Genomic DNA, 24,749 nt, shown 5'->3' with positions numbered 1-24,749 from the left:
GTGAGGAACCACAGGCGATCAGGTGAGCGGGAGGCATGCGCACATGGGCATGAGCGTGACCATCTCGGCGGCGACCGAGCGGGATGCGGAGCAGATCTTCAGGCTTCAGTACCTGTGCTTCCAGAGCGAGGCGGCGCTGTACGGCAACTACCGCATCGATCCGCTCGTCCAGAGCCTCGACTCGGTCCGCGCGGAGGTCGCGGCCGACTGCGTCTTCGTCGCCCGGCTCGGCGACGAGGTGGTCGGCTCCGTCCGCGGCACGGTCACCGAGGACGGCGCGGCCTCCATCGGCAAACTCTGCGTCCACCCGCGGATGCAGGGGCACGGCATCGGCGCCCGGCTGCTGCGCGCCGCCGAGGCCGCGCTCGCCGAGGAGCGCGGCGCCACCACCTTCCGGCTGCGCACCGGCCACCGCAGCGAGGGCAACCTGCGGCTGTACCGGCGGGTCGGCTACCAGACGGTGGGCACCTCCAAGGGCGAGGACGGCGTCCCGATGATCGTCCTGGAGAAGGCGGCCGGGGCGTACGCGGCTACGGCGTGACGCCGGTCCGCGCCCGGCGCAGCCAGTACAGCGCCGTCAGGGGCAGCAGCACGGGGATGAAGACGTACCCCATGCCGTAATCGGACCAGACCGTCGCGTCCGGGAAGGCGGACGGTTCGACCAGTGTCCAGGTCCCGACGACCAGGACACCCGCGAGTTCGGCGGCGCAGCACACCAGCGCCGCCCTGCGGGCCCGCTCGCCGCCGCGCACCAGCGAGTATGTGATGAAGCCGTAGACGACGCCGGCGACCGCCGACAACGCGTAGGCGAGCGGCGCCCGGTCGAACTCGGTCGCGATCTGGTAGATGGACCGCGACACGGCCCCGACGACCATCACGCCGTAGAACCAGACGAGCAGCATCCCGGGACCGCCGATCAGCCGGGTCCGCGGCGGCCTGCCCTCCGTGGTGGTCACCTCACCCTCCCCAGATGTCATAGAGCCGCACCTCCAGGACGGCCAGCACGACGCCGCCCGCGGCGACCGTCACCGAGCCCCACCGGGTGCGCTCGGCCAGCGACATGAAGCCCGCCGCCGGAATGCACGCGAACGCGCCCAGCAGATAGGCCACGAAGATCGTCTTCCCCTGTTCCGGGTCCTCGCCCCGGGCCAGCTGCACGATACCGACCGCCAATTGCACGACGGCCAGCAGCGACACCACGGCCATCCCGATGAAGTGCCAGTCCTTGGTGGGCTGGTCACGCCGGGCCGCCCAGCTGCACCAGGCGGCGAGCAGCAGCGCGGCGACCCCGGTCACCAGCGTCAGGGGATTGAGCATGCGGTGACCCTATTACGCCCAGGGTGCCCGGCCGCGTCCGGGCCCGGCGCCGTAGGGTCGAGGCCATGACGATCCGTGCACAAGCCCTTCTGTTCGACAACGACGGCACCCTGGTCTCCTCGCTCGAATCCGTCCGGCGCTGCTGGACGCGGTGGGCGCGGGAGTACGGGCTGACGGAGGCGGAGTTCGGGCGGGTGGAACTGCACGGGCGGACCGCCGCGGAGATCGTCGCCGATCTGCTGCCCGCCGAGGCGGTGCCCGGGGCCGTCGCCCGCATCGAGCTGCTGGAGGTGGAGGACGTCTCCGGGGGAGGCGTACGACTGCTGCCCGGGACCCGCGAATTCCTCGACTCGCTGCCGGCGGACCGGTGGGCGGTGGTGACCTCCGCCACCCAGCGGCTCGCCGAGGCCCGGCTGGACGCCGTCGGCATCCGGCCCAAGGCGCTCATCACCGCCGACGACGTCTCGCGCGGCAAGCCCGACCCCGAGCCCTATCTGCTCGCCGCCCGGCGCCTGGGCGTCGACCCGGCCCGCTGCGTCGTCTTCGAGGACGCGCCCGCGGGGCTGCGGGCGGGCCGCGCCGCCGGCATGGCCACCGTGGCGTTGGCCACAACCCATCCCGCGCATGAACTGGTCGCCGACCTGGTGGTCAAGGACCTCTCCGCCCTGTCCGCGCTGGTCACCGACGGGGGAGTGGAGATCTCCGTCCGCGGCTGAACCCTGTCCGCCGCCGTCCAGCATGCGGACAGCGACGGTCTGTCAGCACCGTACGTCTGGTTTACTGACCGTATGACCACGACGAGCAGCCGCGCCCTTGCGACCGAGGCGACCATGACGCCCGGTGCTCGTTGTACGGGTCGAATGTGCGCCTGCTAGAGGGCCCCCGCACCGCCTGAGTCCCGCGCCCCGAAGCGAGACGTCGCGGCATGTCCGTGCGCCGCCACGCGACCGACGCCGGCCTCGCGCCCCGTTCCTCCCGGTCCACACGCCACCGCGAGAACCGTGCCGCGCCCCGCCCGAACGCACCTTCCGGGCACACCCGCGCCCGCCCCCCGACAGTGACGGAAACCCACGTGATCACCACATCGGGCCTGACCAAGGTCTACCGCACCCGCGGCCGCGAGGTCACCGCCCTCGACGGCGTCGATCTCCACGTCCGCGAGGGCGAGGTGTACGGCGTCATCGGCCAGTCCGGCGCCGGCAAGTCCTCGCTCATCCGCTGCGTCAACCTGCTGGAGCGTCCGACGTCCGGGACGGTCACCGTCGCCGGACAGGACCTCACCGCCCTGGCCGGGCGCGGCTCCCGCGCAGGCAAGGAACTGCGCCGGGCGCGCAGCCGGATCGGCATGGTCTTCCAGCACTTCAACCTGCTGTCCTCGCGCACGGTCAAGGACAACGTCGAGCTGCCGTTGGAGATCCTCGGCAAGTCCGGGAAAGAACGTTCCCGCAGGGCGCTCGAACTCCTCGGCCTGGTCGGCCTCGCCGACCAGGCCGGGGCCTATCCCGCCCAGCTCTCCGGCGGCCAGAAACAGCGCGTCGGCATCGCCCGCGCGCTGGCCGGCGACCCCAAGGTGCTGCTGTCCGACGAGGCCACCAGCGCCCTCGACCCGGAGACCACGCGCTCGATCCTGCACCTGCTGCGCGACCTGAACCGGCAGCTCGGCCTCACGGTCCTGCTCATCACCCACGAGATGGACGTCGTCAAGTCGATCTGCGACTCGGCCGCCCTCATGGACCGGGGCCGCATCGTCGAGTCCGGCACGGTCAGCGAGATCCTCGCGACCCCGGGCTCCGAACTGGCCGCCGCGCTCTTCCCGGTGGGCGGCGAGGCATCCGGCAGCGACCGCACCGTGCTCGACGTCACCTTCCACGGCGAGGCCGCCACCCAGCCCGTCGTCTCCCAGCTGTCGCGCACCTACAACATCGACATATCGATCCTCGGCGCCGCCATCGACACGGTCGGCGGCCTCCAGATCGGCCGCATGCGCATCGAACTGCCCGGCCGCTACGAGGACAACGTCGTACCGATCGGCTTCCTGCGCGAGCAGGGCCTGCAGATCGACGTCGTCGGCCGGCCCGCCGGTCCCGCCGAAGAGCCCGCGCTCGTGAAGGATGGTGCCAAGTGACCTGGACTGATTGGTCTGCGATGGAACCCCTGCTCTCGCAGGCGTGTTGGGACACGCTCTACATGGTCGGCTGGTCCACGCTCATCGCCGTCGTCGGCGGGCTCCCGCTCGGCGTGCTGCTCGTCCTCACCGACCGCGGCGGACTGCTGCAGAACGTCGTCGCCAACAAGGTGATCGGGCAGATCGTGAACATCGCACGCTCCATGCCGTTCATCATCCTGATGGTCGCGCTGATGGGCTTCACCCGCTGGATCACCGGCACGACCATCGGCCGCGAGGCGGCCATCGTGCCGCTGGCCATCGGCGCGATCCCGTTCTTCGCCCGGCTCGTCGAGACGGCCGTGCGCGAAGTGGACGGCGGACTGGTCGAGGCCGTGCAGTCGATGGGCGGCAACACCTGGACCATCGTGCGCAAGGTCCTCGTGCCCGAGTCCCTGCCCTCGCTCATCTCCAGCACCACCACCACGATCGTCGCCCTCATCGGCTACTCCGCCATGGCCGGCACGGTCGGCGCGGGCGGCCTCGGCGACATCGCCATCCGCTACGGCTACCAGCGCTTCGAGACCCAGCTGATGTGGATCACGGTCGGCGTCCTCGCCGTCGTCATCTCGGTCATCCAGTTCGCCGGCGACTACGCGGCCCGCGCCCTGCACCGCCGCGCCGGCCAGTCCGGGCCCGCCCCCAGGCTGCGGCTGCTCAAGGCGTCCACGGCCACCGGCAAGACCGCCTGAGCGCACGCCGCATCCCCAGAACTCCCGCACCACCGACCGCGGGATCGCTCCACCCTTAAGGAAAGGCACTTTTCGTGCGTAACACCGCCAAGCTCACCGCCGCCGTCCTCGCCGCCGCAGCCCTCACCCTCGGGCTCACCGCCTGCGGCTCCGACAAGGACGACTCCACGTCCTCCGCCGACAGCGGCAAACCGCTGATCGTCGCCGCGAGCCCGACCCCGCACGCCGAGATCCTCACCTTCGTCAAGGACAACCTGGCGAAGAAGGCCGGACTCGACCTGGAGGTCAAGGAGTTCCAGGACTACATCGTCCCGAACACCGCGACCGAGGACGGCTCGGTGGACGCCAACTACTTCCAGAACCAGCCCTACCTCGACGACTTCAACAAGAAGCGCGGCACCCACATCGTGCCCGTCGTCACGGTGCACCTGGAACCGCTCGGCCTCTACTCCCACAAGCTCAAGAGCGTCGACGCCCTCAAGAGCGGTGCGACCGTCGCCGTCCCGAACGACGCCGTCAACGAGGCCCGCGCCCTGAAGCTGCTCGCCGCCAACAAGCTCATCACCCTCAAGGACGGCACCGGCAGCGAGGCCACCCCGCAGGACATCGCCGACAACCCCAAGAACCTCAAGTTCAAGGAGGTCGAGGCGGCCCAGACCCCGCGCTCCCTCGACGACGTGGACGCCGCGGTCATCAACGGCAACTACGCCATCTCCGCGGGCCTGAAGCCCGCCGAGGACGCCCTCGTCCTGGAGTCCGCGAAGAACAGCCCGTACGGCAACTTCCTCGCCGTCAAGGAGGGCAACGAGAAGGACCCGCGGGTGCAGAAGCTCGCCAAGCTCCTCACCTCGCCGGAGGTCAAGAAGTTCATCGAGGACAAGTACCAGGGCTCCGTCATCCCGTCCTTCTGAGCCGGGCCGGGAAAGACGCACCGATGCGCACGTCCGCCGAGTTCACGGGCCACGTCCTGCCGAACACCGCGCTCCAGGAGGGCTCGGTGCTGCCCGCCGGCTCCGGCTGAGGACGCGCACACGGCGTTTCGCCCCGCACGGGGTCCGCACCCGTACCGGGTGCGGACCCCGTGGTGCGACGCGTGGCTCCCATGCTGCATGCTGGGCAGTTCAGCAGGCCCTGAGGGCTCGTCCCAAGGTTACGGAGCGGCGCATGACTGGCACCTTCCCCAACATCTCCATCAGCACGGAGCGGTTGGTGCTGCGGCCCCTCGACGAGGACGACGTGCCCGCCCTTGCCGAGATGATGAACGACGAGCAGGTCGTGGCCTGGACGCACGTTCCGCAGCCGTTCACCGAGGACGCCGCCCGCACCTGGATCACCGGGTACGCGCCCACCGAGCGGGCCGCCGGCCGCGGCCTCGGCCTCGCGGTCACCGAGTTCCTCACCCAGCGCCTGGTCGGCCTCGTCCAGCTGACCAAGACCGACTGGCGCATCCGGTCCACCGAACTGTCGTACATCATCGCCCCCTGGGCGCGCGGCGAGGGCTATGCCGCCGAGGCCGCGCTGGCCACCGCCCAATGGCTCTTCCACGACCAGGAGTTCGAGCGCATCGAGTTGCGCACCGCGGCCGGCAACACCGCCTCCCAGCAGGTCGCCCAGAAGATCGGCTGCATCAGCGAGGGCGTGCTGCGCAACGCCTGCATAGCCCGGGTCCGCGCCGAGGACGGCGGCTGGGCCGACCTGCGCACCGACTTCATCGTGTGGAGCCTTCTCCCGGAGGACCTGGAGGGCACGGGCGAGCAGCTGGCCGACACCGGCGGTTTCACCTCGTACTCCGACTGGAACTGACCGTACGGGACCACGGCCCCGCCCCCTCGCGCGTCCGACGGCGCCACCGGGTACTCTCACGGAGCCCGCGTACGGGCGCCCGCTCCCTGACGACCTGCGAAAACTCTGGAGACTGACGACGATGGCCGACCGGGTCACGGTGATCGGCTGGGACGGCTCGCCGCTGACCGCGGCGGCTCGCTCCGCGCTGGGCGCCGCCACCCTCGTCGCGGGCGCCGCCCACCACCTGGCCCTGCCCGAGGTGCCGCCCACCGCCGAACGCATCCGTCTCGGCAGCGTCGCCCTGGCCGCCCGGCGCATCGCCGCGCACCGCGGCAGCGCGGTCGTGCTCGCCGACGGCGACCCCGGCTTCTTCGGGGTCGTACGGACCCTGCGTGCCCCCGAGTTCGGCCTTGAGGTGGAGGTCGTCCCCGCCGTCTCCGCGGTGGCCGCGGCCTTCGCCCGCGCCGGCATGCCCTGGGACGACGCCCAGGTGGTCGTCGCACACCGGCGCACCCTGCGACGCGCGGTGAACGTATGCCGTGCCCACACCAAGGTCGCCGTGCTGACCTCACCCGGCGCGGGCCCCGCCGAACTCGGCCTGCTGCTCGACGGAGTGCACCGCACCTTCGTCATCTGCGAGGAACTGGGCACCGAGCGCGAGCGGGTCACCGTCGTCACCTCCGACAAGGCCGCCGACCACGCCTGGCGCGACCCCAACCTCGTGATCGTCATCGGCGGCCCGGCCGGGCCGGCCGGCGCCGCGGACGGCGGCGGCTGGATCGTCGGCCGCGACCCGGGCCAGGGCCCGCGCGGCTGGGTCCAGCCCGACGAGGCGTACGGCGGCGGACTCGGCGAGGGCGAGACAGATCTGCTCCGGGCCGCCCAACTGGCCCGCCTGGGGCCGCGCGTCGGCGACCTGGTGTGGGACATCGGCTGCGGCAGCGGGGCGTTCGCCACCGAGGCCGCGCGCGCCGGCGCCGCCGTCATCGCCGTCGACCGGGACCCCGGGGCGTGCGCCCGCACCGAGAACGCCGCCCGCACCTTCGGGGTCCAGCTCCAGATCGTGCACGGCATGGCCCCGCACATCCTGGAGAACCTTCCCGAACCGGACGTCGTACGGATCGGCGGCGGCGGAGCGGCCGTGGTCTCGGCGGTCGCCGACCGCCGGCCGCAGCGCATCGTCACGCACGCCGCGACCCGGGACGCCGCCGAACTCGTCGGCCGCGACCTGACCGAACACGGATACCGGGTCGAGTGCGCCCTCCTGCAGTCCGTCGAACTCGACACCAGGGCCTGGACGGAGACGGAACGGAGCGTCGTGTTCCTGCTCACCGGGGAGCTTCCGGCGCGCGAAACGCTTCGCTGAGAGGCGGCCCGCGACCCCTGCCGGATCGCGCCCCGTGATCCTGTTGTCGTACTGCGCGCGGTAGGCTGGCCGATCGTTGTACCGCACCGGGCGGCCCGGAAATTCGTTCGTCAATGTCCGGAAAACACGCCCCTTTTGGGGCGGGTGTGGTACGGCAGAACCGGAGGACGCGCAACGTGGCGCAGTCCACAGCGGGCTGTCGCGGATCACGCTGTCGCGACGGCGGAACGGCCGGGACAATGCCACCGAATGGCTTTGTCGCCTTTTCCGGGCGGTCGTTCGTGCCGCTGGGCACGCACGCTCGTTCTTCACTGCGGGCGGTCGGTGCGCCGTTCCGGGCGAGCTGGTCGTAGGAGCACTAACCGATGGGCGAGGGGTACGCATGACGGACACCGGCCAGGTCCCGGGCGAGGGGCTGCCGGAGAGCGCAGGCATGGTGGAGCAGCCGGGCGCCCCCGCGCACGGCGCGTACCACTACCTCTCCGACGCCCCCGCCGAGGACGAGGACCTCCTGCTGCCGGGAGCCCAGGGCGCCTGGGGCAACGAAGTGCCCCCGCCCGCCCCGGAGCCCGTCGTCGAGGCCGTCCACGAACCCGGCCCGCACGAGACGGACGGCCGGGACAGCGGCTCCGTCGACCTCAGCGGCGTCCGGCCGCCCGACCCCGCCCCCGTGTCCGCCGCGTCCCCCATCCTGTCGGCCCCGCACGACCAGGCCGCGCCCGCGGCCCCGCGCCGGCCGCTGCACCTCGGCCCGCCGATCCCGGACGCCTCCGCCAGCCCGGTCCGCTCCCTGGCCGACCGCGGCCCCGCGGGCGCCCCGGTGCGGCACTCGGGGCCGCCGACGGCCGGCCCCGAGTACCTCGATGTCCAGCCGCTGCGCGACCTGGCCCCGCAGAGCGCGGCGCCGTGGGGCGCGCCGCAGATGCCGGTGCCCCAGGCGGTCGGCCTGCCCGCGACCGCGGAAGCGGTTGCTCCGGTCGGCTCGCCCGGACCCGGCCTCGCCGGCGCCGCGCAGAGCGTCGTGCCCCGGCTCGCCCCTGGCGCGGTCGTGGCGGGCGGCACCGGCATGACGGCCCAGGCGGCGGCTGCGGCGACGGCGGGGGAGCCGGTGACCGGGCAGGACCCGCACGGAGCGGCGGACGCGTACCCCGGGCACGCCCACGACGGGGTGTACGCGGTAGCCGGCGCGGCGGCCGTCGAAGCCCCCCACGGCACGGCGGCGCCGGGCGGCCCCGAGGGCGGCTACGCACCGGAGGACGGCCCGGCGCCGACCGCCGCGGCCGCCACCGGAGCGGATGGCACGCTCGGTGCGCAGACCGCCCTCACGGCGCCGGACGCGCCGCTCGCCGAGGGGACGCCGGACACGGAGGCCGCCCAAGCCGCCCCGCCCCCGCAGGACCCGGCCGCCCAGGGAGCGCAGCCCTGGCCCGAGGACGGCGGGCAGGCCCCGTCCCCCGAGGCACCGCTCGCCCCGCAGACCGGGTTCGCGCCCGAGGGCGCCCCGCACGCCGACCCGGCCCAGCCGGTCGCACACCTCCCCGAACCCGACGGGCTCCAGCAGACGGCTCCCGCCGCCGGGCACCAAGGAGCCGTCCCCGTGCCGCCGGCCGAGCCCACGCCGTCCGCGGCGGGTCCGGTACCGGCGGCACCCACCGGCGACGGCACCGCGACGCCTGCGGCCGGTACCGCGACGCCTGCGGCCGGCACTCCGACGCCTGCGGCCGGTACCGCGACGCCCGCAGCCGGTACCGCGACGCCTGCGGCCGGCATCCCGGCACCCGTCGCCCCGCAACACGCGGAGGCGGACCCCACCGCACCGGCCGGGGGGGCACACCCCGCACCGGAGGGTCCGGTGGCCGACGACGGGTCCCTTCCCGCGGCCCCGGCGCACGAGGCCGGCGGACCGCAGTTCGCCCCGCACCACCCCGAGACCGCCGAGCCGCCGCAGAACGGACCCGGCGCCCAGGCCGTACCCGACGCCCAGGCCGCGCCCGGCACCGAACCGGTGTCCGCGCCCGCCGAGGCCGTCCGGCCGGAGGAACCCACGGCGCAGGCGCCGGCCGAAACCCCCGGCAACGGCGCTTCCGGCCCTGGGGATCCCGGCATCGACGCGTCCGACGGCGATGCCCCCGCCGAAGGCACGCCCGGCGACGACGCTCCCAGCGCCGTCACGCCCGCGGGCGACGCTCCCGGCGAGCAGACGCCCCTGCCCGGCACCGTCGCGGCCGTACCGGACGGCGACCGGTCCCTCGGACACTTCGTGCCGGTCGACGGCACGGTGCCCACGACCCCGCACCTCGCCCCCACCCCGCCACAGCCCCTGGTCCTGCCCGCGCAGGACCAGGGTGAGCCACAGCCCGCTCCGGCGGCCCCGCAGCAGCCCGTCGCCACGGTCCCCGGACCCCGCGAGGCCGAACCCGCGCAGGACGCCCCCGACGTCGTACAACAGGCGGAGGACCTGCAGACCAGGGCCGCCGACCAGGAGGACGGCACGGGCGAGGAGGCGCGGCGGCCCGCCGGCCCGGCCGCGCCCGGCTACGAGGACGCCGAACGCGAGGCCGTACTCAAGGTCATGCGCGAGCGGCGCGACATCCGCAACGGCTTCCGCAGCGACCCCATCCCGCACGAGGTGCTGCTGCGGGTCCTGGAGGCCGCCCACACCGCGCCCTCCGTCGGCCACTCGCAGCCCTGGGACTTCGTCGTCATCAGGTCCCCCGAGACCCGCCGCACCATGCACGAACTGGCCATGCGCCAACGCGACGCCTACGCCAAGTCGCTGCCCAAGGGCCGGGCGAAGCAGTTCAAGGAACTGAAGATCGAGGCCATCCTCGACACCCCGGTGAACATCGTCGTCACCGCCGACCCGACCCGCGGCGGCCGGCACACCCTCGGCCGGCACACCCAGCCGCAGATGGCGCCGTACTCCTCCGCGCTCGCCGTGGAGAACCTGTGGCTCGCCGCACGGGCCGAGGGGCTCGGCGTCGGCTGGGTCAGCTTCTTCGACGAGCGCGAGATGGTCCGCGCCCTCGGCCTGCCCGAGCACCTGGAGGTCGTCGCCTACCTGTGCGTCGGATACGTCGACGAGTTCCCGGACGAGCCCGAGCTGGCACAGTCCGGCTGGTCCAAGCGCCGCCCGCTGTCCTGGGTCGTGCACGAGGAGACCTACGGCCGCCGCGCGCTGCCCGGTGAGGACCCGCACGACCTGCTCGCCGAGACCGTCGCCGGCATCCGCCCGCTGGACGCCAAGGCGCTCGGCGAGGCATGGGAACGGCAGAAGCGCATGACCAAGCCCGCGGGCGCGCTCGGCATGCTGGAGATCATCTCGGCGCAGCTGTCCGGACTGTCCCGGCAGTGCCCCCCGCCGATCCCGGAGCCCGCCGCCGTCGCGGTCTTCGCCGGTGACCACGGCGTGCACGCCCAGGGCGTCACCCCGTGGCCGCAGGAGGTCACCGCCCAGATGGTGGCCAACTTCCTCGGCGGGGGAGCGGTCTGCAACGCGTTCGCGGGCCAGGTGGGCGCCGAGGTCTGCGTGATCGACGTGGGCGTCGCCACCGACCTGCCGGCCACCCCCGGTCTGCTGCCCCGCAAGGTACGGGCCGGCACGTCCGACATGACCACCGGCCCGGCGATGAGCCGCGAGGAGGTCAAGCAGGCCATCGAGGTCGGCATCGAGACCGCCCGCGACCTGGTTGCGGCAGGCAACAAGGCGCTGCTCACCGGCGAGATGGGAATCGCCAACACCACGGCGTCCGCCGCCCTGATCGCCGTTTACACCGGCGCCGACCCCGCCGAGGTGACCGGCCGCGGCACCGGCATCAACGACGAGACCCTGGCCCGCAAGACCGAGGTCGTCCGGCGCGCCCTGGAACTGCACCAGCCGGATGCGGCCGACCCGATCGGCGTCCTCGCCGCGGTCGGCGGCCTGGAGCACGCCGCCATGGTCGGCCTGCTCCTCGGCGGCGCCTCGCTGCGTACGCCGGTGATCCTGGACGGGGTCAGCGCGGGCGCCGCCGCCCTGGTGGCCCGCGCCATCGCCCCGGAGGTGCTCGCGGCGTGCATCGCGGGCCACCGCAGCGCCGAGCCCGGCCACGTGGCCGCCCTGAACAAGCTGGGCCTGCGGCCCCTGGTCGACCTCGATCTGCGGCTCGGCGAGGGCACGGGGGCGCTGCTCGCCCTGCCGCTGGTCCAGAGCACGGCACGGGCGATGCACGAGGTGGCGACGTTCGATTCGGCCGGAGTCACCGAGAAGTAGGCGCGGCGGGGACAACCGAGAGGCGAGCACGCCGATCGCGGTGGTCCGGGTTTCAGCTGCCGGACCACCCGCGCGGCCTGCCCCGCCCGCGTCCTAAAATCCGCACGTCAGGGTCGCTCCGGAGCCGTAGCGCGCCCACCGCACCGCCCGCACGAGGAGCCGCCCCTCATGGCCGAACACCCCGCCTATCCCGTAGGACTCCGCCTCGTCGGCCGTCGCGTGGTCGCCCTCGGCGGCGGCCAGGTCGCCCAGCGCCGACTGCCGGCGCTCGTCGCGGCGGGCGCGGACGTCCTCCTCGTGTCTCCCGAGGCGACCCCTTCCGTCGAGGCCATGGCGGACGCCGGGGTGATCACCTGGGTGCGGCGCCGGTACGAGGAGGGTGACCTCGCGGACGCCTGGTACGCCCTCATCGCCACCAGCGACCCGGTGGCCAACACCGCCGCCTCCGCCGAGGCGGAGCGGCACCGCGTCTGGTGCGTCCGCTCCGACGACGCGGACGCCGCCACCGCCTGGACCCCGGCCACCGGCCACAGCGCGGGCGTCACGGTCGCGGTCCTCACCACCGACGCTCGCGGGCGCGACCCCCGGCACACCGCCGCCATCCGCGACGCGGTCGTCGAGGGCCTGCGCGACGGAACGCTGGTCGCCCCGCACCACCGCACCCGCGTCCCGGGCGTCGCCCTGGTCGGCGGCGGACCCGGTGACCCCGACCTGATCACCGTGCGCGGGCGCCGGCTGCTCGCCGAGGCCGACGTGGTCATCGCCGACCGTCTCGGCCCGCGCGATCTGCTCGCCGAACTCCCGCCGCACGTCGAGGTGATCGACGCGGCGAAGATCCCCTACGGGCGCGCCATGGCCCAGGAGGCCATCAACGACGCCCTGATCCAGCACGCCCGGCAGGGCAGGTCGGTGGTCCGCCTCAAGGGCGGCGACCCGTTCGTCTTCGGCCGCGGCATGGAGGAGGTCCAGGCGCTCGCCGAGGCCGGCATCCCCTGCACGGTCGTCCCGGGCATCTCCAGTTCGATCTCGGTACCCGGCGCGGCCGGCATCCCGGTCACCCACCGGGGCGTCGCCCATGAGTTCACCGTGGTCAGCGGCCATGTCGCCCCGGACGACAAACGCTCCCTGGTCGACTGGCCGGCGCTGGCGCGGCTCACCGGCACGCTCGTGGTCCTCATGGGCGTCGACAAGATCGGGCAGATCGCCGAGACGCTCATCGCCCACGGCAGGTCCGCGGACACCCCGGTCGCCCTGGTCCAGGAGGGCACGACGGCCGCCCAGCGCCGGGTCGACGCGACGCTCGCCACCGTCGCCGAGACCGTCCGTGCCGAGGATGTGAAGCCGCCGGCGGTCATCGTCATCGGCGAGGTCGTCGCCGTCGGCCCGCGCCCCGCCTCCGAGCCCGCCGGGTGAGCCCGGCCGCCCGGTGACCGCACCTTCCGAGTAACCGCGGGTAACAGAACCCTTCCCGAGCCGTTGGCACCGCACCCAGGACAAGGCAGTATCACTCTGTGGCCGATCTCATCACCGTCGAGGACCCCGACGACCCCCGCCTGAGCGACTACACGGGCCTGACCGACGTCGAACTGCGCCGCAAGCGCGAACCGGCCGAGGGACTGTTCATCGCCGAGGGCGAGAAGGTCATCAGACGGGCCAAGGAAGCGGGCTACGAGATGCGCTCGATGCTGCTCTCGGCCAAGTGGATCGACGTCATGCGCGACGTGATCGACGAACTGCCCGCCCCGGTCTACGCCGTCAGCCCCGAACTCGCCGAGCAGGTCACCGGCTACCACGTGCACCGCGGCGCCCTCGCCTCCATGCAGCGCAAGCCCCTGCCCACGGCGGCCGAACTCCTGCGCTCCGCGCGCCGGGTGGTGGTCATGGAGTCCGTCAACGACCACACCAACATCGGCGCGATCTTCCGCTCGGCCGCCGCCCTCGGCATGGACGCCGTCCTGCTCTCCCCGGACTGCGCCGACCCGCTCTACCGCCGCAGCGTCAAGGTCTCCATGGGCGCGGTGTTCTCCGTGCCGTACGCCCGCCTCGACACCTGGCCCAAGGGCCTGGAGTCGGTCCGCGAGGCGGGCTTCACGCTCCTCGCGCTCACCCCCGACGAGAAGGCCGAGTCCCTCGACGAGGCCGCCCCGCACCGGATGGAGCGGGTGGCCCTGATGCTCGGCGCCGAGGGCGACGGACTGTCCACCCAGGCCCTGGTCGCCGCCGACGCATGGGTCCGCATCCCCATGTCGCACGGCGTCGACTCGCTGAACGTGGGCGCGGCGGCGGCGGTCGCCTTCTACGCGGTCGCCACCGGCCGCCCCCGCGGCTAGGGCCCCGTCGCCCCGGCTCGCCCGACGACGGCACAGGGCCCCGGTCCGCGGGTGAACGACGGGCTGTGGCGTGGGTACGACGACAGGTGTGCGACGACGTGCCCCGAAGGCTGCCGGTCACGGTGTCCGGGGAGCCCCGAGGACATGGCGCGCCGGTCGCCGGGCTATTCCGGAGCGACGGCGCTCCGGGCCCCGACCTCCGGTGGCACAGGTCGCTCCCGCGCGCCGACAACGCTCCCGCTCGCGCCGCCACCCAGGCCGTGCGCGGGCCCCTGACAGCCCTGGGCCAGCGCGATGCCGAGCGCGACCAGCAGGGTCACCACGACGAACACGAACAGCCGCTGCCGCAGCAGCCGCGGATTGGCGGGCCGTCTGCCGGTGCCCGTGGGGCGCGGCCCCGTGCGCCCGGTCCCGCTGCGCGGCGCGGGCCTGCTCCCGCTGCCGGAACGGGTCGTGCCGCGCGACGCCGGGGTCGGGCGTGCACCGCCGGGCCGCGCGGCGCCCCCGTTCCCGCGTGCGGCACCGCCCCCGCGCGACGGTGTGCCGCCCCGCGAGGGAGCCCCGCCCCGCGGCATCGGGGTACCGCCCTGCCAGGACTGCGGGCGGCGCTGGGTGCGCTGCGGCTGCGGGTAGGTCTCGGTGAGCCGGCCGGTGGGCCGGTCCGCCTCGGCGACACGCGGCGAGGACGGCCGTACGTCGGTCAGACCCTGTGCCTCGCGGGCCGCGATCTCCTTGAGCCGCAACGACAGTTGGAGCGTGCTCGGCCGCTCCTCGGGGTCCTTCGCGAGGCATGCCCGCACGAGCGGGGCGAGCGCGTCCGGCACACCGTGCAACTGCGCTTCCTCGTGCACCACCCGGTACAGCATCACTTCCGAACTGCCGTGCCCGAACGGCGAGTCACCGGTCGACGCGTACGCCAGCGTGGCCCCCAGCGAGAACACGTCGGTGGCCGGCGTGACGGCCGCCCCGCGCACCTGCTCGGGCGCGAGGAAACCCGGGGAGCCGACCGCCGTGCCGACGTGCGTGAGCGTGGAGGCGCCGGTCGCCCAGGCGATGCCGAAGTCGATGATCCGCGGCCCCTTCGGGGACAGCAGGATGTTGGACGGCTTCAGGTCCCGGTGCACCACGCCGGCCTCGTGCACGGCGACCAAGCCCTCGGACAGGGCGGCTCCGACGGCCGCCGCCTCGGCGGCCCCGAGCGGCCCCTCCTCGGCGACCTTGTCGTGCAGCGAGGGGCCCGGCACGTACTGGGTGGCGAACCACGGCCGGTCGGCGTCCAGATCGGCCGCGACGAGCCGCGCCGTGCAGCCGCCCCGGATCCGCCGGGCCGCCGAGACCTCGCGCGCGAACCGCGACCGGAACTCCTGGTCCTCCGCCAGATCCGGCCGGATCACCTTGAGCGCGACCCGCTGTCCCTTCTTGTCGGACCCGAGGTAGACAACGCCCATCCCCCCCGCGCCGAGCCGTCTGTGAAGCCTGAACGAGCCGACGACACGCGGGTCCTCGCGCCTCAGGCGCATCATCGCCATGTTCATCCCCGCTGCCCGGTCCGTGTGACGTGGCACAGCTTACGTTTCCCCGGCCGCCCACGCGCAGAGGCCGCGCCCTCTCGGCCCGACGGATTATCGGTGCCCGGTGGGGGACTTGAAGAGTGATCAGGGATTTTGCCGGCGCGGAGCCCTTGACCGGGCTGTGACTCCAACCGACCGTCACACAAGGGGGATTGGACCGGTGAAGGGTGACCGCGTGGAGACAGTCGTGGACGCCGGGGACACGACGCGAACCTACGAGGTGGTGGCGAGCAGGGCGGGCCGCCGAGCGGAGACCGCGGTGCACCGTGGGGTGGTGGAAGTGAGCGAAGTCACCAGAAGCGGCAAGGTCGTGCGCACCGCACGTTTCATGGCGAACCGGGTCCTCGCCCTGGTCGAGCAGCCGGTGCCCCGCGAGGACAACTCGGAAAAGAGCGACCACTTTGGACGCCCCCTCCGGGAAGACCCCGAGACGTAGGACCACGTCTCCACCCAGGGGAGTACGCAGCGGGTGATGGCTCATCCTCCCGTAGGCCCGCGAATCGATACGACGGCATGACGTCCCGCGTGCCCCGCCGCCCTAGATTTGAGGTCAAGCGGCGGGTGCAGCACTCGTCCCCCGAGGTCAGACGCCCGCCGCTGCCAAGGACAACCAAGACGGTCAGGAGAGGGACCATGGCCTACACGGCACCGCGGACGCTGCTCCGCACACAGGGACGCACCGCGTTCCGTGCCCGCCGTCAGGGCCGTCGCCACCCGCTGGTGGCGACGCTGATGGCCCTTCCCCTGGCGGCCCTGCTCCTCGTCGTCTTCGACGGCTGGGAGACGGTGGCCACACAGGCGTCGTCCGTGGGCGTGATGCTGGGGCGCTGACCGGCGACCCCAGGCCCGGAAGAGCGGTCCGGGCGGGGACATCCACCCATGAAACCCCGTGGGGACGGGGGTGCGGCGGACGGCACAAATGCCGGCGCAGCTGGGGAGCTGCGCCGGCATTGCTCTGCCCGCACGCCCCCGCCGACCGGCGAACCCGGACGGCTGCTACGTCCCCGCCCGCGGAAGACCCCTTCCCTCAACGGCCCGTGCCCCGCGACGCTTCCACGGTCCTTCGCGACGCCGCCGCATCGAAGCCCGCATCGAAGCCCGAGACCCCCCGGCACCTGCGCACCCCGCCACCGCGTTCCGGGCCGACCGCGATCCGGCGCCCGTCGGCGGGCTTTCCGGCCGTGCCCGCGTCGCCGGCGTCGGCCTTCGGCTTCTGCGTACGGCCGCCGCGCCCGAGGCCACCGCGTAGGCTCACGGCAGCAGCCGTCGGCCCTGAGGAATCTTCGTGACCGTATCCGTCCTGCCGCGGTTGGCCGCGAAGGCCAGGGGGGCGGCCCACCCGGACGGGACGCCGTGCGCCTGCGGAGCGGCCGTCACCCTCGCCGACCGCCCCGACGCCACCGTCGTACGGCACGCGGACGTCGTCGCGAAGGCCCACGCCCCCGACACCGACCGCGCCGGACTTGACGCCCGTCTCGCCACCGCCGCCCGCCTGCCGGACGTCTTCGTACCACCGCTCGGCACGGCACCGGTCACCCTCGGTGACCGCCTTGCGACGCTCTGGCCGTACGGCACACCGGTCGACCCGCACACCCCCGACGCGGCGCCGTGGGAGGCGGCCGGCACCCTCCTCGCCCGGCTCCACCGCACCCCCGCGACCGGCCCCGTGACGGCGACCCTGCGCGCGGCCCCCGCGCCACCGCCCATGCGCGGCCCGCTCAAGGCCGCCCGCGCGATCACCCGCCTAGGCGCCGCGCTCGCCACGGCCGGCACCCCGGCGGCACCGCCGGTCCTGCGCGCGTGGAAAGCCCTCCCGGCCTGGGCGCGCGCGGCGGCCCCCATGCCCGGCCCCGCCGCCCTCTGCCACGGCGACGTACACCTCGGCCAGTTGGTGCGGCACCCCGCCCCTGACGGTCCCTGGCGGCTCATCGACGTCGACGACCTGGGCGTGGGCGTACCGGCCTGGGACCTGGCGCGCCCCGCCGCCTGGTACGCCTGCGGGCTCCTCCCGCCCGACGAGTGGACCCGCTTCCTGACCGCCTACCGCGCCGCCGGCGGCCCCGCCGTCCCCGTCCACGGCGATCCCTGGCCCGCCCTGGACGTCCCGGCCCGCGCCCTCACCGCGCAGACCGCCGCCGTGGCCGTCGCCAAGGCGCTGGCGGCGGACCGCCCACTGGACGAGGTGGCGGCGGCCCTCGTCGACGCCTGTGCCCGAATGGACCGCGCACCCGCCGAGTTGGCGCCGGAATTCCCGACGTAGGCTGCAACCGGCCGGGGCGTGGCGGAGTCTGTCCTGGCGAACCGCGAAGCAGGACCGACCGGCGAGGAGTTGAGCCGACCATGCAGTGTCCGAAGTGCCATGCGCCGATGCACACCTACAACCGCAACGGCGTTCAGATCGAGCAGTGCAGCGGCTGCCGCGGCATCTTCCTCGACTACGGAGAACTGGAGGCGCTGACCCGCCTGGAGTCCCAGTGGTCCCAGCCGGCCCCGCCGCCCCCGCCCGCCCCGCAGGCGTACCCGGCCCCGTCCGCTCCCGCATGGGGCGCCCCGCACGGCGGTCACGGCCATTACGGCCACCAGCGTCACAAGAGCTTCGGCCACATGCTGTTCTCCAGCTGAGCCCATGAAGAAGCCCCCGGCCGTACGAGACGGCCGGGGGCTTCGGCGTGTGGACGATACTGGGATTGAACCAGTGACCTCTTCCGTGTCAGGGAAGCGCTCTCCCGCTGAGCTAATCGTCCTCGGGACTGTGACCTCGCGATCACCGACTGTGCGTGCGCGATACTGGGATTGAACCAGTGACCTCTTCCGTGTCAGGGAAGCGCTCTCCCGCTGAGCTAATCGCGCGGGGATCCTCGCGGATCCAGTGGACGATACTGGGATTGAACCAGTGACCTCTTCCGTGTCAGGGAAGCGCTCTCCCGCTGAGCTAATCGTCCTTGGAGGTGGAGACGGGATTTGAACCCGTGTAGACGGCTTTGCAGGCCGTTGCCTCGCCTCTCGGCCACTCCACCAGGAGTGTAGGGGATCGGGCCGACCCCCGGTTCCTTCGAGCGGACGACGAGGCTCGAACTCGCGACCTCAACCTTGGCAAGGTTGCGCTCTACCAACTGAGCTACGTCCGCTTGTCGTTTCGGTCGGCGTCAGCGTCCCGGCGACGAGTTGAACTCTAGCGGATTCCCGAGCCAGCACAAAAACGCGTTTGCGCAGCGTGCTGCCCTGCGCTCACCGAACGACATGGTCACGGCACCCGCGGGACATACCCGGGTCACCCCCGGGACACCCGCCCTAGACTCGACCACGTGCCCCGCCTGCCCCCTCTCGCCCGCTTCGGCGACCGTCTCGCCACCGGTCTCACCGACGTCACCGACGACCCCGCGGCCCTGGACTCCACGGGCTTCTGGGCGGTCTCGGCCGACTTCGAGGGCCGGCTGACCTGTGCCCGCTTCGCGGACGTCCGGACGGAGCCGGTACCGGCCCCCGTGGCGGGGCGGTGGCGGGGACCGGCGTCCCAGGAGTGGACATCGTCCCTGGACCACTCCGCGTACACGGCGGCCGTGGGCCGGATCCGTGAGCACATCGCGGCCGGCGAGGTCTACCAGGCCAACCTGTGCCGGGTGCTGTCCGCGCCCGTCGCCCCCGACGCCGACGTCGACGCCCTGACCGCGCTGCTCGCCCGCGGCAACCCGGCGCCGTACGCCGGGACCATCCGGCTGCCCGGCCACGGGGTGGAGATCGCCACCGCCTCGCCCGAGCTGTTTCTGCGCCGCGACGGCGCGACGGTCGAGTCCGGGCCGATCAAGGGCACCGGGCGCACCGAGGCGGACCTCCTGGAGAAGGACTACGCCGAGAACGTGATGATCGTGGACCTGGTCCGCAACGACATCGGCCGGGTCTGCGCCACCGGCAGCGTGACCGTGCCCGATCTGTGCGCCGTGGAGAAGCACCCCGGCCTCGTCCACCTGGGGTCCACGGTCCGCGGTCGGCTGCGCACCGGGGCCGGCTGGCCGCAGCTGCTGGCCGCCGCGTTCCCGCCGGGCTCGGTGACCGGCGCGCCCAAGTCGAGCGCGCTGCGGATCATCGAGGCGCTGGAGACGGCGCCCCGCGGGCCGTACTGCGGCGGCATCGGCTGGGTGGACGCGGACCGGGGCACCGGCGAGCTGGCCGTGGGCATCCGCACCTTCTGGCTCGACCGGTCCGGCGCGCCCGGCGCGACACTGCGCTTCGGCACCGGCGCCGGCATCACCTGGGGCTCAGAACCGGAGGCGGAATGGCGGGAGACCGAACTGAAGGCGTCCCGGCTGCTCGCGATAGCGTCGGGTGCATACGACCCGAGCGGGGAGGAACCCTGACGTGAAGATCTGGCTCGACGGCGGCCTGCGGGACATCGAGTCCGCCCGGGTCTCCGTGCTGGACCACGGACTGACCGTGGGCGACGGCGTCTTCGAGACGGTGAAGGCGGTGCGTGGCAGGCCGTTCGCGCTCACCCGGCACCTGGACCGGCTGGCCCGCTCCGCGCGCGGCCTCGGCCTGCCCGAGCCCGACCCGGGCGAGGTCCGCCGCGCCTGCGCGGCCGTCCTGGAGGCCGACCCGGTGCCGCTGGGCCGGCTGCGCATCACCTACACCGCGGGCGAGGGCCCGCTCGGCTCCGACCGCGGGGGAAAGGGCCCGACCCTGGTGGTCGCACTGGGCGCGACCACCCGCCGCCCCGACACCACCGCCGTCGTCACCGTCCCCTGGACCCGCAACGAGCGCGGCGCCCTCACCGGCCTGAAGACCACCTCGTACGGGGAGAACGTCGTCGCCCTCGCCCGCGCCGTCCGACAGGGCGCGTCCGAGGCGCTGTTCGCCAACACGGTCGGGCAGCTCTGCGAGGGGACGGGCTCCAACGTCTTCGTCGTCGTGGACGGCGAGCTGCACACCCCGCCGCCGGCCTCCGGCTGCCTGGCCGGCATCACCCGCGCGCTGACCGTCGAGTGGACCGGCGCGAAGGAGACCGACCTGCCGCTGGACGTGCTGGAACGCGCCGAGGAGGTCTTTCTCACCTCCACCCTGCGCGACGTCCAGGCGGTGCACCGGGTGGACGGCCGTGACCTGCCCGGCGCGCCGGGACCGGTGACCGCGAAGGCCATGCGGATCTTCGCGGAGCGGTCCGCGGACGACCTCGACCCCTAGCGGCGCCAAAAGGGGCTGACGCGTGGCGCCGCAGGGGGTAGAAAATCCGTGATGACCACGACCCTGCGGCCGACCGGGCCGCTCCAGCAGGCCGCTGACGGGGCGCTGTCCCGGCACTTCCAGGTATGTGTGAACGGCCGCCCCGTCGGCGGCGTGCACCTCGCCACGCACGAGCTGTTCGGGCCCACGGTGGCCCGGCTCGACGAGTTGCGCATCGACGAGCCGGACCGCGGCCGTGGCCGCGGCACGGTGGCCGTGCTCGCCGCCGAGGAGGTCGCGCGCGGCTGGGGCTGCGAGCGCGTCGAGATCACGGTGCCCGCGGCGGCCGGGGCCGCGGTGCGGCTGGCCACGGCGCTCGGCTACGTCCAGCGCAACCGCCGGATGTGCAAGCGGCTCGGCGACGCGCCGCCCGAGTTGCCGGCGGGCAGCCGGGGCAGGCCCATGACCGAGGCCGAGTTCGGGCCCTGGATCGAGAAGGCGATCAAGGACTACACGCGGAGCTGGATCGACCGCGGGGTGTCCGCGGCCGCGGCACGGGCCAAGGCGGAACGGGACCACGCGCGGGCCCTGCCGGACGGCCCGGCCACCGCGGACACCCTGCTCAGCGTCCTGGAGCACGAGGGCACCGGGGTCGGCACGCTGTGGCTGTCGGTCGCCGGTGACCGGGCGTTCGTCTTCGACGTGGAGGCCGACGAGCGCTTCCGCGGCCGTGGCCACGGCCGCGCCCTGATGCTGCTGGCCGAGGCCCAGTCGGTGGCCGCAGGACAGCGCGTCCTCGCCCTCAACGTCTTCGCGGGCAACACACCGGCCGAGCGGCTGTACGAGTCGCTGGGGTACGAGACGGTGGAGTACTCGCTGTACAAGAACCTGCTCTGAGACACGAGGACGCGCTCGGCGACCGGCGGCCTCCGGGGTATCGGGCACGCTCCGACGGCGCCGGGCGCCGTCAGGGGCGCGCGGACAGCAGCCGGTCGGCGATCTCCTCGATCCGCTCGCGCAGGCCCTCCTGGCTCTTGCCGCCGTCCAGGCGCTCGCCGCCGATGACGTACGTCGGGGTGCCGGTCACGCCGATCGCCTTGCCCTCGGCCTGGTCGGCGTCGACGACGAGGATGTGCCGTCCGTCGATCAGCGCGGTGTCGAACTCCTCGGCGTCCAGGCCGAGTTCACGGGCGACATGGACCAGAAGCGGCTCTCCCTCGCGGTCCAGTTCCGCGACGCGGCCGAGGACCGCCTCGACGTACCCCCAGCCCCGTCCCTGGGCGAACGCCTCCTCGGCGGCCTGCGCGGCGGCGAAGGCGTGCCGGTGCTTGTCCAGCGGGAAGTGCCGCAGCCGCAGCTCCAGCCGCTCGCCGTAGCGGGCGCGCAGCGCGCGGATGTCGTCCAGGGCGGTGCGGCAGTCCGGGCACTGGAGTTCGCACCAGACGTCGAGCACGGGCACGGGGGCGTCGCTGGGCGCGGGGGAGGAGTCGCTCATGGACGCCAGTCTTCCAGGCGCGGCCCAGACGACCGAATCGGTGCCGTACGCGGCCGACCGGCACCTGCGAAGGAGACGACCCGGAGATGTCCCTGATCTCGGGCCCGGCCATGGCATCGCGGGGAGGGGACGGTGCAGGATGGAAGGGACGAAGCGCACCCGTGCTTCGGTCCGCCCGCCCGAGCCCGCCAGGAGGACCGGATGATTGCCGAGACCGTCTGTTCCGCCGTGTCCGCGGCCGGCCTGGGCATCGCGGTGGTCACCGCGTACCGCAAGCGCTTCCTCGCCGCCGCCCGTATCGCGGCCTACTCGCTCGTCCCCGTGGGCCTGGTGATGACGGGGGTCGTCGGCTGGCTGGCCGACACGGCGTTCAGCCCCTCCGCGTGGGCGGGCTTCGGCGTGCTGGGCGCCGCGTGGGCCCTGTTCGCGACCACGCGCGCGGTCGAGCGCCGCCGCGGCGGTACCCGCGCGCAGCGCAAGGCCGCCCGTGGATCGCAGCCCGACGCGGTGGCCCCTGCCGCCTCGGCGCCCTCACTGGGCCCGGCGGCCCGCCCCGCGACCCGGCCCGCGACGCCTCGCGCCGCCGACTCCTCGGACGACTTCAGCGACATAGAGGCCATCCTGAAGAAGCACGGCATTTGAGCCCCGGCAGCCGGCAGCGGCCCCGGCACTGAAACGACACAGTCCGTCGGGACCGCGCCCGGAAGTGATCATGAGCCGAGCGGTTCCGAACCGGACATCACGGAATTCGGCGAACTCCCGCATGATCCGGGCGTGTTGATCGCGAACGGTCCGTCACCTGGGCCATGATCACCCCGAGATGCTGGACACGACACAGAGCGAGGCCGCGCCGCCGAAGGACGAGCCGCGCGGGTGCCTTTTCGCCCTTTCCCAGCCACCGCTGATGATCTTCCTGGCGGTGATCGGGTGTCTGCTCCTCATGGCTGCGCTGCACGATCTGCTGTTGCTGTGAGTCGTACACGCCGGTCCCGGCGCCACCCGCCGGGACGGGCGTCGGCGTCGCCGACCGGCCCGCGCCCCAGCGCGGAAACGCACCGGGACGCCACCCCGGCACCGGAACCCGCGACGACCGGCATCGAGCAGGCCCCGGCGGTCCGGCCTCGAACCCCCGCGGCGACCGGCCTCGACGACTCACACGCACAAACCCGCGGTGACCGGCCCCCGGAACGCTGCCGGGCCGGCGGCGCCGGGAACCCGGAGCACGGGCGGACGGCCAGGACGGGATCCCGTCGGGTGGCCGGAACGGGAATCCGCCGGGCGCGGTCAGCCCGTCGCCTCCTTGCGGCGGGCCCGGTACGCGGCCACATGCAGCCGGTTTCCGCAGGTACGGCTGTCGCAGTAGCGGCGCGAGCGGTTGCGGGACAGGTCGACGAAGGCCCGTCGGCAGTCGGGCGCCTCGCAGCGCCGCAGCCGCTCCTGCTCTCCGGCGACCACGAAGAACGCGAGCGCCATCCCGCAGTCGGCGGCGAGATGGTCCGCCACGGAGGCGCCCGGCGCGAAGTAGTGCACATGCCAGTCGTAGCCGTCGTGGTCCGTGAGCCGCGGGGTGGTCCCCGCCGCCGCGACCAGCTCGTTGATCATCCCTGCGGCGGCCCGGGCGTCCGGGGCCGCGAAGATCCCCGCGAACCGCCCGCGGACCTTGCGCACCGCCGACAGGTCGAACTCGGAGAGCACCCCGACATCGCTGATTTCGTGTTTTCGTACGAAATCATGGAGCGTCGCAACGTCCGGCAGCCCGTCCGGCGCCGCGTCGTCCTCCGGCACGGTGTTCACCAGATCCACCACCGTGTCGAGCGCGCACCGGGTGTCATGGGTGATCAGCACGTTTCGCTCCCTGGCGTGAGGGTCGGGCGGGTGCCCGCCGATGCTGGCCGATGGTAGTTGGCCGGTAGCCGGAAGAACGGCTCCCTGCGCATCGCGGTTCCCGCGGGCCCTCGGCCCGGAGCGCCGCCGGACCGGTCCGGGCACACCGAAGCCGCCGCCGCGACGGCTCGCGGCGGCGGCTTCGGCCACGCCGTATGCGGTTGTCTTGGCCCGAGCCGTCTCCCCGAGTGGACGGCGCCGGGCTGCTTCGAGGGCGGCCTAGCTCTCCGCCAGGATGTGCGAGAGCTCCTGATCCAGATCGAAGTGCCGGTGTTCCGTGCCGGGCGGCACGGCGGCGTCGGTTCGCTTCAGGAAGGATTCCAGGGCCCGCGCGGGGGCCTCCAGCAGCGCCTCCCCCTCCGGGGAGCTGAGGGCGATGCAGACGACGCCCTGGCCGTGACTGCGGGAGGGCCAGACGCGGACGTCGCCGGTGCCGGTGGGCCGGTGCAGGCCCTCGGCGAGGAGGTCGCGGGCGAACACCCACTCGACGGTCTCCTCGGCTCCGGTGTGGAAGGTGGCGTGCACGGCGTAGGGGTCGGCCGTGTCGTACCGCAGGCCTGCGGGGACAGGCAGGGAGGACTCGCTCGACACAACGAGGCGCAGGTGCAGCTCGCAGCTGACCGTGGTGTTCATAAGCGCCAGGGCCTTTCGCTCAGTGTGCGCTCGGGGATTCGCACGTCGGCGAAATCGACATGCCACCTACGGTGCCGTTGTAAACCCCTCTGAGTGTTTTGCG

Annotated in this window: 25 protein-coding genes and 5 tRNA genes; 19 read left to right on the top strand and 11 right to left on the bottom strand. The window is 73.6% G+C overall.

The genetic code is table 11. The features are described from left to right. The first annotated feature begins 43 nt into the window (after positions 1-43). A complete protein-coding gene (locus ACFYTE_RS09360; protein WP_388707075.1) occupies positions 44-541 on the top strand; it encodes a GNAT family N-acetyltransferase in 498 nt (165 codons plus the stop codon). On the opposite strand, the gene ACFYTE_RS09355 is transcribed toward ACFYTE_RS09360, so the two are convergent. Next, complete coding sequence (locus tag ACFYTE_RS09355) at positions 531-977, bottom strand: hypothetical protein (protein ID WP_388707072.1); 447 nt, start codon at positions 975-977, stop codon at positions 531-533. The genes ACFYTE_RS09360 and ACFYTE_RS09355 overlap by 11 nt on opposite strands. Next, complete coding sequence (locus ACFYTE_RS09350; RefSeq protein WP_388707070.1) at positions 958-1,317, bottom strand: hypothetical protein; 360 nt, start codon at positions 1,315-1,317, stop codon at positions 958-960. Before ACFYTE_RS09350 ends, ACFYTE_RS09355 begins: the two co-directional genes overlap by 20 nt. Before the next feature lie 65 nt (positions 1,318-1,382). Between ACFYTE_RS09350 and ACFYTE_RS09345 the strand changes: the two genes are divergently transcribed. The 9 genes from ACFYTE_RS09345 (at position 1,383) to ACFYTE_RS09305 (ending at position 13,906) form a co-directional block, all read left to right on the top strand. Further along, positions 1,383-2,033: an HAD family hydrolase gene (locus ACFYTE_RS09345; RefSeq protein WP_388707068.1), complete on the top strand. Its 651-nt coding sequence runs from the start codon at positions 1,383-1,385 to the stop codon at positions 2,031-2,033. 356 nt (positions 2,034-2,389) lie between these two features. Further along, positions 2,390-3,442, top strand: a complete 1,053-nt coding sequence (locus ACFYTE_RS09340; RefSeq protein ID WP_388707065.1) for a methionine ABC transporter ATP-binding protein — start codon at positions 2,390-2,392, stop codon at positions 3,440-3,442. Positions 3,443-3,462: 20 nt separating this feature from the next. Next, positions 3,463-4,173 (top strand): methionine ABC transporter permease, encoded by a 711-nt coding sequence (locus tag ACFYTE_RS09335; RefSeq protein WP_388707588.1) that lies wholly within the window; start codon positions 3,463-3,465, stop codon positions 4,171-4,173. A 74-nt stretch (positions 4,174-4,247) separates the two neighbouring features. Continuing rightward, complete coding sequence (locus ACFYTE_RS09330) at positions 4,248-5,084, top strand: MetQ/NlpA family ABC transporter substrate-binding protein (RefSeq protein WP_388707062.1); 837 nt, start codon at positions 4,248-4,250, stop codon at positions 5,082-5,084. A 253-nt stretch (positions 5,085-5,337) separates the two neighbouring features. Beyond that, positions 5,338-5,976, top strand: coding sequence for a GNAT family N-acetyltransferase (locus ACFYTE_RS09325; RefSeq protein ID WP_388707059.1), 639 nt, complete (start codon positions 5,338-5,340; stop codon positions 5,974-5,976). A gap of 121 nt (positions 5,977-6,097) precedes the next feature. Next, positions 6,098-7,324 carry a precorrin-6y C5,15-methyltransferase (decarboxylating) subunit CbiE gene (gene cbiE, locus ACFYTE_RS09320; protein ID WP_388707057.1) on the top strand — a complete coding sequence of 409 codons (1,227 nt, stop codon included), beginning with the start codon at positions 6,098-6,100 and terminating at the stop codon, positions 7,322-7,324. Between the two features lie 382 nt (positions 7,325-7,706). Continuing rightward, positions 7,707-11,576, top strand: coding sequence for a nicotinate-nucleotide--dimethylbenzimidazole phosphoribosyltransferase (gene cobT, locus ACFYTE_RS09315; protein WP_388707054.1), 3,870 nt, complete (start codon positions 7,707-7,709; stop codon positions 11,574-11,576). 168 nt (positions 11,577-11,744) lie between these two features. After that, positions 11,745-12,989, top strand: coding sequence for a uroporphyrinogen-III C-methyltransferase (gene cobA, locus ACFYTE_RS09310; protein WP_388707051.1), 1,245 nt, complete (start codon positions 11,745-11,747; stop codon positions 12,987-12,989). Between the two features lie 98 nt (positions 12,990-13,087). Further along, entirely contained in the window at positions 13,088-13,906 is an 819-nt protein-coding gene (locus tag ACFYTE_RS09305; RefSeq protein WP_388707048.1) for a TrmH family RNA methyltransferase, read from the top strand. 164 nt (positions 13,907-14,070) lie between these two features. On the opposite strand, the gene ACFYTE_RS09300 is transcribed toward ACFYTE_RS09305, so the two are convergent. Beyond that, the gene (locus tag ACFYTE_RS09300; RefSeq protein ID WP_388707585.1) at positions 14,071-15,441 is read right to left on the bottom strand and encodes a protein kinase; all 1,371 of its coding nucleotides are present in this window, start codon (positions 15,439-15,441) and stop codon (positions 14,071-14,073) included. A 196-nt stretch (positions 15,442-15,637) separates the two neighbouring features. Here ACFYTE_RS09300 and ACFYTE_RS09295 point away from each other — a divergent pair, with 196 nt between their 5' ends. From ACFYTE_RS09295 to ACFYTE_RS09280, 4 genes are all read left to right on the top strand, one after another. After that, on the top strand, positions 15,638-15,913 hold the full coding sequence (locus ACFYTE_RS09295) for a hypothetical protein (protein WP_388707045.1): 276 nt from the start codon (positions 15,638-15,640) through the stop codon (positions 15,911-15,913). Between the two features lie 197 nt (positions 15,914-16,110). Beyond that, positions 16,111-16,308 carry a hypothetical protein gene (locus tag ACFYTE_RS09290; protein WP_388707042.1) on the top strand — a complete coding sequence of 66 codons (198 nt, stop codon included), beginning with the start codon at positions 16,111-16,113 and terminating at the stop codon, positions 16,306-16,308. 454 nt (positions 16,309-16,762) lie between these two features. Next, the gene (locus ACFYTE_RS09285; RefSeq protein ID WP_388707039.1) at positions 16,763-17,737 is read left to right on the top strand and encodes a phosphotransferase family protein; all 975 of its coding nucleotides are present in this window, start codon (positions 16,763-16,765) and stop codon (positions 17,735-17,737) included. 80 nt (positions 17,738-17,817) lie between these two features. Continuing rightward, the gene (locus ACFYTE_RS09280; protein WP_351732164.1) at positions 17,818-18,099 is read left to right on the top strand and encodes a zf-TFIIB domain-containing protein; all 282 of its coding nucleotides are present in this window, start codon (positions 17,818-17,820) and stop codon (positions 18,097-18,099) included. A gap of 50 nt (positions 18,100-18,149) precedes the next feature. On the opposite strand, the gene ACFYTE_RS09275 is transcribed toward ACFYTE_RS09280, so the two are convergent. From ACFYTE_RS09275 to ACFYTE_RS09255, 5 genes are all read right to left on the bottom strand, one after another. Further along, positions 18,150-18,221: transfer RNA gene (locus ACFYTE_RS09275), tRNA-Val, on the bottom strand. A 34-nt stretch (positions 18,222-18,255) separates the two neighbouring features. Then, positions 18,256-18,327 (bottom strand) — tRNA-Val (locus ACFYTE_RS09270). 20 nt (positions 18,328-18,347) lie between these two features. Continuing rightward, a tRNA-Val gene (locus tag ACFYTE_RS09265) sits at positions 18,348-18,419 on the bottom strand. A 1-nt stretch (position 18,420) separates the two neighbouring features. Further along, positions 18,421-18,494: transfer RNA gene (locus ACFYTE_RS09260), tRNA-Cys, on the bottom strand. 38 nt (positions 18,495-18,532) lie between these two features. Then, a tRNA-Gly gene (locus ACFYTE_RS09255) sits at positions 18,533-18,605 on the bottom strand. A gap of 177 nt (positions 18,606-18,782) precedes the next feature. Between ACFYTE_RS09255 and ACFYTE_RS09250 the strand changes: the two genes are divergently transcribed. The 3 genes from ACFYTE_RS09250 to ACFYTE_RS09240 are packed head-to-tail and all read left to right on the top strand — an operon-like array spanning position 18,783 to position 21,531. Further along, positions 18,783-19,832 carry a chorismate-binding protein gene (locus tag ACFYTE_RS09250; RefSeq protein ID WP_388707035.1) on the top strand — a complete coding sequence of 350 codons (1,050 nt, stop codon included), beginning with the start codon at positions 18,783-18,785 and terminating at the stop codon, positions 19,830-19,832. A gap of 1 nt (position 19,833) precedes the next feature. After that, the gene (locus ACFYTE_RS09245) at positions 19,834-20,655 is read left to right on the top strand and encodes an aminotransferase class IV (RefSeq protein ID WP_388707032.1); all 822 of its coding nucleotides are present in this window, start codon (positions 19,834-19,836) and stop codon (positions 20,653-20,655) included. Positions 20,656-20,706: 51 nt separating this feature from the next. Next, positions 20,707-21,531, top strand: a complete 825-nt coding sequence (locus tag ACFYTE_RS09240; protein ID WP_388707030.1) for a GNAT family N-acetyltransferase — start codon at positions 20,707-20,709, stop codon at positions 21,529-21,531. A 70-nt stretch (positions 21,532-21,601) separates the two neighbouring features. Here ACFYTE_RS09240 and ACFYTE_RS09235 read toward each other — a convergent pair whose 3' ends face one another. Next, complete coding sequence (locus ACFYTE_RS09235) at positions 21,602-22,129, bottom strand: DsbA family protein (RefSeq protein WP_388707028.1); 528 nt, start codon at positions 22,127-22,129, stop codon at positions 21,602-21,604. A 201-nt stretch (positions 22,130-22,330) separates the two neighbouring features. Here ACFYTE_RS09235 and ACFYTE_RS09230 point away from each other — a divergent pair, with 201 nt between their 5' ends. Then, positions 22,331-22,771 (top strand): hypothetical protein, encoded by a 441-nt coding sequence (locus tag ACFYTE_RS09230; RefSeq protein ID WP_388707025.1) that lies wholly within the window; start codon positions 22,331-22,333, stop codon positions 22,769-22,771. A gap of 178 nt (positions 22,772-22,949) precedes the next feature. Then, entirely contained in the window at positions 22,950-23,102 is a 153-nt protein-coding gene (locus ACFYTE_RS09225; RefSeq protein WP_167345734.1) for a hypothetical protein, read from the top strand. Between the two features lie 311 nt (positions 23,103-23,413). Here the strand turns inward: ACFYTE_RS09225 and ACFYTE_RS09220 are convergent, their stop codons facing one another. Together ACFYTE_RS09220 and ACFYTE_RS09215 are read right to left on the bottom strand one after the other, a co-directional pair. After that, a complete protein-coding gene (locus ACFYTE_RS09220) occupies positions 23,414-23,974 on the bottom strand; it encodes a CGNR zinc finger domain-containing protein (protein WP_388707023.1) in 561 nt (186 codons plus the stop codon). 258 nt (positions 23,975-24,232) lie between these two features. Then, positions 24,233-24,646, bottom strand: a complete 414-nt coding sequence (locus ACFYTE_RS09215) for an SsgA family sporulation/cell division regulator (RefSeq protein ID WP_004002642.1) — start codon at positions 24,644-24,646, stop codon at positions 24,233-24,235. Positions 24,647-24,749: the final 103 nt, after the last annotated feature.

Source organism: Streptomyces sp. NPDC004629 (assembly GCF_042873595.1).
Taxonomy (GTDB): Bacteria; Actinomycetota; Actinomycetes; order Streptomycetales; family Streptomycetaceae; genus Streptomyces.
The sequence above is the reverse complement of the archived record's forward strand: the minus strand, read 5'-3'. Positions and strand labels throughout refer to the sequence as shown.

What these genes read in the sequence shown, in the direction of transcription:
- ACFYTE_RS09360 (WP_388707075.1), top strand. Translation starts at nt 44, where the DNA reads ATGGGCATGAGCGTGACCATCTCGGCGGCGACCGAGCGGGATGCGGAG.
- ACFYTE_RS09355 (WP_388707072.1), bottom strand. Translation starts at nt 977, where the DNA reads ATGACATCTGGGGAGGGTGAGGTGACCACCACGGAGGGCAGGCCGCCG.
- ACFYTE_RS09350 (WP_388707070.1), bottom strand. Translation starts at nt 1,317, where the DNA reads ATGCTCAATCCCCTGACGCTGGTGACCGGGGTCGCCGCGCTGCTGCTC.
- ACFYTE_RS09345 (WP_388707068.1), top strand. Translation starts at nt 1,383, where the DNA reads ATGACGATCCGTGCACAAGCCCTTCTGTTCGACAACGACGGCACCCTG.
- ACFYTE_RS09335 (WP_388707588.1), top strand. Translation starts at nt 3,463, where the DNA reads ATGGAACCCCTGCTCTCGCAGGCGTGTTGGGACACGCTCTACATGGTC.
- ACFYTE_RS09325 (WP_388707059.1), top strand. Translation starts at nt 5,338, where the DNA reads ATGACTGGCACCTTCCCCAACATCTCCATCAGCACGGAGCGGTTGGTG.
- cbiE (WP_388707057.1), top strand. Translation starts at nt 6,098, where the DNA reads ATGGCCGACCGGGTCACGGTGATCGGCTGGGACGGCTCGCCGCTGACC.
- cobT (WP_388707054.1), top strand. Translation starts at nt 7,707, where the DNA reads ATGACGGACACCGGCCAGGTCCCGGGCGAGGGGCTGCCGGAGAGCGCA.
- cobA (WP_388707051.1), top strand. Translation starts at nt 11,745, where the DNA reads ATGGCCGAACACCCCGCCTATCCCGTAGGACTCCGCCTCGTCGGCCGT.
- ACFYTE_RS09300 (WP_388707585.1), bottom strand. Translation starts at nt 15,441, where the DNA reads ATGAACATGGCGATGATGCGCCTGAGGCGCGAGGACCCGCGTGTCGTC.
- ACFYTE_RS09290 (WP_388707042.1), top strand. Translation starts at nt 16,111, where the DNA reads ATGGCCTACACGGCACCGCGGACGCTGCTCCGCACACAGGGACGCACC.
- ACFYTE_RS09280 (WP_351732164.1), top strand. Translation starts at nt 17,818, where the DNA reads ATGCAGTGTCCGAAGTGCCATGCGCCGATGCACACCTACAACCGCAAC.
- ACFYTE_RS09240 (WP_388707030.1), top strand. Translation starts at nt 20,707, where the DNA reads ATGACCACGACCCTGCGGCCGACCGGGCCGCTCCAGCAGGCCGCTGAC.
- ACFYTE_RS09235 (WP_388707028.1), bottom strand. Translation starts at nt 22,129, where the DNA reads ATGAGCGACTCCTCCCCCGCGCCCAGCGACGCCCCCGTGCCCGTGCTC.
- ACFYTE_RS09230 (WP_388707025.1), top strand. Translation starts at nt 22,331, where the DNA reads ATGATTGCCGAGACCGTCTGTTCCGCCGTGTCCGCGGCCGGCCTGGGC.
- ACFYTE_RS09225 (WP_167345734.1), top strand. Translation starts at nt 22,950, where the DNA reads ATGCTGGACACGACACAGAGCGAGGCCGCGCCGCCGAAGGACGAGCCG.
- ACFYTE_RS09215 (WP_004002642.1), bottom strand. Translation starts at nt 24,646, where the DNA reads ATGAACACCACGGTCAGCTGCGAGCTGCACCTGCGCCTCGTTGTGTCG.